6 protein-coding genes are annotated in these 7,627 nt (G+C 72.7%); 2 read left to right on the forward strand and 4 right to left on the reverse strand.

What is annotated here, in order from left to right:
• Window positions 1–194 precede the first annotated feature (194 nt).
• Window positions 195–614, reverse strand: coding sequence for a hypothetical protein (locus D7W81_RS37740; RefSeq protein WP_120560215.1), 420 nt, complete (start codon window positions 612–614; stop codon window positions 195–197).
• A 92-nt stretch (window positions 615–706) separates the two neighbouring features.
• On the opposite strand from D7W81_RS37740, the gene D7W81_RS37745 reads away from it, so the two are divergent.
• Together D7W81_RS37745 and D7W81_RS37750 are read left to right on the forward strand one after the other, a co-directional pair.
• Window positions 707–4,288 (forward strand): tetratricopeptide repeat protein, encoded by a 3,582-nt coding sequence (locus D7W81_RS37745; RefSeq protein WP_120560216.1) that lies wholly within the window; start codon window positions 707–709, stop codon window positions 4,286–4,288.
• A 52-nt stretch (window positions 4,289–4,340) separates the two neighbouring features.
• Window positions 4,341–4,685 (forward strand): hypothetical protein, encoded by a 345-nt coding sequence (locus tag D7W81_RS37750; protein WP_120560220.1) that lies wholly within the window; start codon window positions 4,341–4,343, stop codon window positions 4,683–4,685.
• Here D7W81_RS37750 and D7W81_RS37755 read toward each other — a convergent pair.
• From D7W81_RS37755 to D7W81_RS37765, 3 genes are all read right to left on the reverse strand, one after another.
• Window positions 4,682–6,736 carry a RecQ family ATP-dependent DNA helicase gene (locus tag D7W81_RS37755; RefSeq protein ID WP_120560217.1) on the reverse strand — a complete coding sequence of 685 codons (2,055 nt, stop codon included), beginning with the start codon at window positions 6,734–6,736 and terminating at the stop codon, window positions 4,682–4,684. The genes D7W81_RS37750 and D7W81_RS37755 overlap by 4 nt on opposite strands.
• Window positions 6,737–6,788: 52 nt before the next feature.
• Window positions 6,789–7,049, reverse strand: a complete 261-nt coding sequence (locus D7W81_RS37760; protein WP_120560218.1) for a DUF3006 family protein — start codon at window positions 7,047–7,049, stop codon at window positions 6,789–6,791.
• Window positions 7,049–7,627 (reverse strand): JAB domain-containing protein (locus D7W81_RS37765; protein WP_120560219.1); only part of this gene is annotated, 579 nt, incomplete at its 5' end. The genes D7W81_RS37765 and D7W81_RS37760, both read right to left, overlap by 1 nt.

Raw genomic sequence — 7,627 nt, forward strand, 5'->3', positions numbered from 1 at the left:
GGGTGGGGCAGGGGGGCGCGGGCGTTGGCATCCGCATTGCTCTAGAAGCCAGGTAACACGGCGGGGTCGCAGCGGGCCGGAAGTACCGCGCGACATCGTCATCCTGGTAGGGGGTTCCATTGGGGAACCCTCGACGCCCATCGTCTCGGCCGGCCCCGAGACGGTGGGCGACTTTTTTGCAGGGTAGGGAGTCCCTACTCCAGCTCGCCCGCGAAGGGCCCCGCCTGCTGCTTCTCCAGCATCCAGGCGCCGTCCCGGAAGATGAACTCCGAGGTGACGGTGTCGGTCTGCTCGGTGGCGGAGGGCATGCGCATCCACTGGATGCGGCTGTGGACGGTGGCGCGGCGGCCGTCGTCGGCCAGCTTCACGTCCTCGATTTCGTAGTCGGTGACGGTGAGGTCGCGCTCGTCGTGGAGCTTGCGGCGCTGGTTCTCGAAGTCCTGGCGCTCCTCGGGGACGAGGAAGTTGGACAGGGCGCGGTAGTTCCTCCAGCGCAGGTTCTTGTGGAAGCCCTCCACGACGGGGCGGAGCTCCTCCAGGTCCGACTTGGGTGGGGTGTGGGCACAGGCCCCACCGAGGACCAGGGCGACCATCAGGGCAGGCAGGCATTTCATGCGCGCGACGCTACCAGCCGCTGGGCGGAACGGACGAGGGCAGTGGTATGGTCCGCGCTCCCCCGCTTAGCGCACCGGAGTCGCGACTCAACATGGCCAAGTCGATGGTGGAGCGTTACGAGCAGCTCCTCCGGCAGGACCCGACCTCTTCCGTCTTCGTGGAGCTGGCGAAGGCGCTGCTGGAGAAGGGAGACGCGGCGCGCACCATCGAGGTGTGTACGCAGGGCATCTCCCACCACCCCACGTCCACCGTGGGGCGGGTGCTGTGGGGCAAGGCCCTCATCCAGCTGGGGCGGCCCGCGGAGGCGATGGAGCAGTTCGACCAGGCCATCGCCATCGAGCGGGACAACCCGTACGCCTACAACCTCATTGGCGACGTGCTGTTGCAGCGCGGGCTGTACCGCTCCGCGCTGCCCATCCTGCGCAAGGCCGTGGCGCTGCAGCCCAACAACGGGCGCGTGAAGCAGTGGTTGGACCAGGCCCAGCAGGCGCTGTCCGGTGGACCGGCGCCCATCTTCGAGGACCTGGGCATCCTGGCGACTCCCGCGGCGGTAGCGCCCGAGGAGGACGAGCCGGAGGCGCCGGGAGCGGAAGTGCCCCCGTCCGCGTTCGAGGCGCGCGCCGCCGCGGCGGCCGGACTTGAGCCGCGCCGTTCCTCCCGGACGGAGACGCCGGCGGGTGGCGTGGATGCGCAGGCGGCCGCCCGGGTCGGATCCGTCGAGGCGCATGGTGGGCCGACCGCTCCTTCCGGAACGCCGGTACCGGAAGACGCGCGTGACGCTGGCAACGTGCAGGCCGGTGGTCCGTCCGCGGGCGGCGAGCAGGGCGCGGTGGATGCGGTGCACGGGGGCCCGTCGGATCCGGGCCAGGAGCCCGGTTCGGAACGCGGCCTCGAGGCACCCGGTGGTGCTCCGGAGATGGGGCCGGATGGCCCGGTGGATCCGGGCCCTGACGCGACTGACGGTGCTCCTCCTGATTCGGGCGAGGGTGCCTCCGCGTCCGCGCAGGCAGGTGGCCGCAAGTCCGGGATGCTGGCGGACCTTCCCGACGCGCCTCCCGCGGATGAACCCTCCGCGTCGCAGGGCGGGGGATTGCTCGGAGACCTTCCTCCTCCGGAGGCGGCGCGCGCTCGCGCGGCAGTGCCGGTGACTCCGGCTCCGATGGCGTCGGCTTCGGGCGGCAAGCGCTCGCTGCTGGACGACATCCCGGACGCGACGGAGCTGGCGGCGGCCTCGGCGCGCAACAAGGCGGCGGCGAACGCGAAGGACACGGAGGCACTCGCGGCGAAGTACGAGCGCGAGATGCACGAGAAGATCGCCAAGGAGCGCGCGAAGCAGTCGCTCATCGAGCGCTATGGCGCGAAGACCGTGGCCCTCTTCGTGGCCCTCATCTTCCTGGGCGCGAGCGCCGGCTTCTTCATCCTCTACCGCTCCCGCCAGGGTGGGCAGACGCTGTCGGAGACGCTGGAGCTCGCGAAGCGCGCCGTGGCGCAGGACACCGGGGCGTCGCTGGACGAGGCGCTGCGGCAGCTGGACCGCGCGCGCGACATGGACGAAGCGAGCCCCGCCGCGTGGGCGCTCGCGGGCTACGCGCACGCGCTGCGCTACCTGGACCACGGCGCCAACGCCGACGACCGCCGGCTGGCGCTGGAGGCGCTGGAGAAGCCGGGCGTGAAGGAGGGTTTCAACGGCCTGGTGCTGGCCACCAACGCGCTCGTCGCGGACGACCGGGGCCGCGAATCCGCGCGCCGTGCGCTGCTCGCCTCGCAGGACGACGTGACGGAGGTACACGCGCTCGCGGGCAGCCTGCTCATCGCCGCCAAGGACGAGAAGAAGGCCCTGGACCGCTTCGACCGCGCGCTCAAGGCGTCGCCGGGCAACGTCCGCGCGCTGGTGGCGCTGGGCGACTACTACCTCACCGCCGAGGACTTCCCGCAGGCGCTGGAGATGTTCAAGCGCGCGCGTGACGTCTCCAAGGAGCACCCGGCCGCCCGCATCGGGATGGCCGAGAGCCGGCTCGCGCTGGAGCAGGACCTGGACGCGGCGTTGGCGGACGTGGCGCCGCTCGCGCAGGAGCCGAAGCTGCCCCCCGCGCTCCAGCCCCGTCAGCAGCTGGTGCACGGCGAAATCCTGTCCGCGCTGGGCAAGTACGACGAGGCGCGCACCATGCTCTCCAAGGGCGCGCAGGGGCCGCTGGCCATGGACTTCCAGCTGGCGCTCGGGGCCGCGGGCCGCGCGGCGGGCAAGCTGGAGGCCGCGCAGCAGGCCTACGAGGCCGCGCTGAAGCTGCAGCCCAAGAGCGAGGCCGCGAAGGAGGGCCTGGGCCGCACGCTGCTGGACCGCGACCGCGAGAAGGAAGCGCTGCAGCGGCTGGAGGCGGACGGTGGCCGCAAGGTGTCGCTGGTGCGGGGCGCGGCGTACGCGCGGCTGGGTGACTGGAAGCGCGCCCGCGTGGAGCTGGGCAAGACGCGCGTGAACGACCGCTATCCGCCGGAGGCCGTCGCGTTTCTCGCGCTGGCGGACGCGAACGAGGGCAACGGCGCCCAGGCGCGCGACGTGCTGGAGAAGGCCCTGGCCAAGAAGCCCCGCACGGACCTGCGCGTGGCGCTGGGACAGGTGTACTGGCGCGAGCGCGCGCTCGACAAGGCACAGGCCCAGTTCGACGAGGCGCTGAAGGACCCCCGCGACTACGAGGGCGCGTGCTCGCTGGGGCGGCTGCTGTTGTCGCGCGGGCTGCCGGACATGGCGCTCAAGCCGCTGACGCAGGCGGTGGAGCGCAACGGTGCGCACGGCGAGGCCCGCGACGCCCTGGGCCGCGCGCTGCTGGCGCTGGGCCGGACGCCGGAGGCGCTGAAGCAGTTCGAGGCGTGGCAGCTGGACAACCCGGGCAGCGCGGCCGCGCAGAAGGGCTTCGCGCTGGCGCTGTACCAGTCCGGCCGCCGCAAGGAGGCGGAGGGCGCGTCGGGCCGCGCGGTGAAGCTGGCGCCGGACGACGCGGAAGGGCAGCGGCTGCGCGCGGCGCTCCTGTTCGCCAACGGCGACGCGAAGGGCGGCTTCTCGGCGCTGGAGCGCGCCAACAAGCTGGACTCCAAGGACCCGAACACGTTCTGCGAAATCGCCCAGGCGTTCCTGCGCCAGGGACAGGTGGAGAGCGCGGACGCGGCCTTCGCGGCGGCGCGGCGTGAAGGGCCGGACGCGACGTGCGGCCGCGTGGGCGAACTGTACGCGCAGCTGCCGGGCGGCGGACGGGGCGCGGCGCGCACGCTGCAGGACTTGGCCGACAAGGCGCCCACCGTCTGGGACAAGGCCTTCGCCCAGGTGACGCTGGCGCGGGTGCTGCTGGGCGCCGGGGCCGTGAAGGAGGCTCGCGCCGCGGCGGACGAGGCCGTGCGGCTTGCCCCCTTCAACGGGCGCGCCTACCTGGCCCTGGGCCTGGTGGCCTTCAAGCAGCGCCAGGAGGCTCCCGCCCGCGAGGCGCTGGCCAAGGCCGTGGAGCTGGAGCCCACGGACGGCCTGGCGCACCTGGCGCTGGCGGACGTGCTGGTGCGCGAGTCCTCGGAGCTGCCCCGGGCGGTGGAGGCCTACGAGGCCTTCCTGAAGCTCGCCGGGGGGGCGCCGGAGGCGAACCGGGTGAAGAAGGCCCTTCCGCTCCTCAAGCGCCGGGCGTCGCGGTAGCGTGGTCGACGTGAGCGAGCAGCGGCCCCCGTCCTCCCCCCTGCTGAAGGTCATGTGGGGCAACGCCTTCCTGCTGTCGGTGCTCTACCTGCTGGCGGGCATCGTCGTGGAGACCCTCCGGCGTCGCTACCCGAAGTACTTCTTCGATCGCCTCTCCATGGCGCTCGACTCGCTGCCGGCGCGGGCGCTGGAGCTGGTGCACGCCATGGAGCCGCTGCGCGCCGCGTACTTCAGCGGCCGCATCACCGACCTGGGCGTGCGCGTCGTCTTCGGCGTCGTCACCGTGGCGGTCATCTTCCTGCTGGCCCTGGTGGTGGGCGCCATCATGGCGGTGCTGCGGTGGGGGCTGATGCGCGCCACCCGCGGCGGCAATCGCCCTCCGCCGGGCGAAGGCTAGCGGCGCGACTTCGCCTTGCGGATGCGCGGGGCCACGGGCGCCGCCTGCGGCTCGTGGCCCGCCGCGCGCGCCATGAGGCAGATCTCCACCACCTTGGGGCCGAAGCGTTCCCAGCGGCTCTCCCCGGTGCCCTTCACCGCGAGGAAGGACTCGCGGTCCACCGGCAGCGCGGCGGCCAGCCCCAGCAGCGTCGCGTCGTTGAAGATGATGAAGGGCGCGATGCCCAGGTCCTTGGCCAGGTCCTTGCGCCAGCGGCGCAGCTCCGTGGACGCAAGCTCGCTGAACTCCATCACCGGCGCCCCGGACGCGGCCGGCGCGGAGCGCGAAACGGAACCGGAGGCCTTGGGCATCATGCTGCCCGCGCACCGGTCGCACGTGCCGCACACCGCCGCCGCGTCCGTCTGCCCGAAGTAGCGCAGGATGAACGCGCGCCGGCACTTCGGCGTGTACGCGTAGTCCGCCATCCGCTTGAGCATCAGCCGGTTGAGCCGCTCCTGCTCGCGCACCCGGGACAGGTCCACCGTCAGCTCGCGGAACGGCACGCGCTCCAGCGCGCGGATGGCGCGCCCCGCGAACGGCCGGCGCACCCGCACCACGCCGGACTTCTCCAGCAGGCCCAGCGCGTGCCGGACGTCGTCCTCCGTCAGCCCCGTGCGCCGCGCGAGGATGGGCAGCTCCGTGGTGGCCTGCCGTCCCACGGGGAAGGTCTCCAGCAGCGAGCGCAACAGCCGCTGCGACTCCACCGCGTGCGGCTGCGCGCTGGCGGCCTTGTCCGTCAGCGTGATGCCGTACTCGCCCTCACCCCGGCCGCCGCGCTCCAGCTTGCCCTCGCGCTCGAAAATCTTCAGGGCGGCGGAGACCTCGAACTCGCTGGCGCCCACCATGCCCGCGAGCACGTGCACGCCCCGGTCGAACTCCTCCACGGCCTGGAGCTGCGCCCAGATGTCCGACAGCACGGCTTCGGACGGGTGGCTGCTCTCGATGAGGCGCTCCTGCGTGTACACGTCCGCGTGGTTGAACAGGAGCACCGCGGTGGCGGGGTTGCCGTCGCGGCCCGCGCGGCCAATCTCCTGGTAGTACGCCTCCACCGCCCGGGGGATGTTGGCGTGCGCGACGAAGCGGATGTCCGGCTTGTCGATGCCCATGCCGAAGGCGTTGGTGGCCACCGCCACCGCCTCCTTCGCGGACATGAAGCCGTCCTGCGCGCGGCGGCGGGCGTCGTCCTCCATGCCCGCGTGGTACAGCACCGCGTTCACCTTGCGCGTGACGAGCGCGGAGTGCATCCCTTCCGCCGCCTTGCGCGTGGAGCAGTAGATGATGCCGCTGCCCCCCTTCGCCGCCAGGCTCGCGCACGCGTCCCGGCGCTCTTCGTCCCCGCTGACGTTCACCACGTCCAGGAAGAGGTTGGGCCGGTCAAACCCCTGGGCGAACACCGCCGGGTCCTTCATCAGGAGCACCCGGACGATGTCCTCGCGCACCTCCGGCGTCGCGGTGGCGGTGAGGGCCACCGTGCGCGGGGGCCGCAGCCGCTTGCGCACCTGTCCCAGGAGCGCGTAGTCCGGCCGGAAGTCGTGGCCCCACTGGGAGATGCAATGCGCCTCGTCCACGGCGAGCAGCTCCACGCCCAGCCCGGACACCAGCTCCAGGAAGCTTCCGCTGCGGAAGCGCTCCGGCGCCACGTAGAGCAGCTTGTACTCGCGGGCGCGCAGCTTGCGCAGGCGGTCCGCCCGCTCCACGTCCGACAGGGACGAGTTGATGTACGTGGCCGCGATGCCCTTCGCGGTGAGCTGCTCCACCTGGTCCTTCATCAGCGCGATGAGCGGCGACACCACCAGCGTGATGCCCGGCAACAGCAGCGCCGGGAGCTGGTAGCAGAGCGACTTGCCCGCGCCCGTGGGCATCACCACCACGGTGTTGCGGCCACTGAGGACGGAGCTGATGACGGGCGCCTGGCCAGGGCGGAACTCCGACAGGCCGAAGTGCCGCACCAGTCCCCGTTGGGCATCTTCGAGGAAGGGCAGGGACTCCGTCATCGCGCGCATGTTCATCATCCTGGGTTGGCCGTCAACGCCAATCCCCTCCGTGGGCACCGGTGCCCCCACCTCACAGCTCGAGCCCCGGAGGAAGGGGAACCGCCAGCGCGGCCCGTTTCCGCGCCACCTCCCGCCGCAGCGCTTCCGTCCGCTCCGGGTCCAGGCGACCGTCCACGACGACATCCCCCTCGCGCACTCCCGGCGGCAGCCGCCAGCGCTCCACCGTGCACGCCTGCCCGCTGCCGGTCCGCACCACCTGGGCCCGCGCGTCCTCCAGCACCTCCACGCGCACGGGACTCGCCCCCAGCGCCAGCAGCGCGCCCGCCCCCATCACCAGCCCTCGCCCGTGCCGCACTTGCGCCGGCCCTCCCGCTCGCTGTCCGGCAGGATGCCCCGCTCCAGCATCGACACGAACGTGCTGTCCCCCACGACGACGTGATCCAACAGCTTCACGCCCAGCAGCCCCGCCGCCCGTGCCAGGTGCTCCGTGAGCCCCACGTCCTGGACGCTGGGCTCCGGGTCGCCGGAAGGGTGGTTGTGCGCGAGCACGATGGCCGTGGCCCGCGCGGAGAGCACCGCCGCGAACACCTCCCGCGGATCCACCGGGCACGCGCTCAGCGTTCCTTCCGCCACCCTCGCGTCGTGCACCAGCACGTTGCGCGGGTTGAAGCACAGCACGTGGAACACCTCGCGCCTGAGCGCCCCCAGCGTGGGGGACAGGTACGCGTGCACCTCCTTCGGCGTGCGCAGCCGGGGCCGCTTCTCCGCGGAGCGCTGCGCGCGCCGCCCCAGCTCCAGCGCCGCCAGCAGCCGGGACGTGCGGGCTGGCCCCACGCCCCGCCGCGCGCACAGCACGCGCGGATCCTCCTGCACCAACGCCTTGAGCCCGCCCCTCGCCACGCCCTCCGC

This window comes from Corallococcus aberystwythensis (genome assembly GCF_003612165.1).
Lineage (GTDB): Bacteria > Myxococcota > Myxococcia > Myxococcales > Myxococcaceae > Corallococcus > Corallococcus aberystwythensis.

What these genes read in the sequence shown, in the direction of transcription:
- D7W81_RS37755 (WP_120560217.1), bottom strand. Translation starts at nt 6,736, where the DNA reads ATGATGAACATGCGCGCGATGACGGAGTCCCTGCCCTTCCTCGAAGAT.
- D7W81_RS37750 (WP_120560220.1), top strand. Translation starts at nt 4,341, where the DNA reads ATGTGGGGCAACGCCTTCCTGCTGTCGGTGCTCTACCTGCTGGCGGGC.
- D7W81_RS37740 (WP_120560215.1), bottom strand. Translation starts at nt 614, where the DNA reads ATGAAATGCCTGCCTGCCCTGATGGTCGCCCTGGTCCTCGGTGGGGCC.
- D7W81_RS37760 (WP_120560218.1), bottom strand. Translation starts at nt 7,049, where the DNA reads ATGGGGGCGGGCGCGCTGCTGGCGCTGGGGGCGAGTCCCGTGCGCGTG.
- D7W81_RS37745 (WP_120560216.1), top strand. Translation starts at nt 707, where the DNA reads ATGGCCAAGTCGATGGTGGAGCGTTACGAGCAGCTCCTCCGGCAGGAC.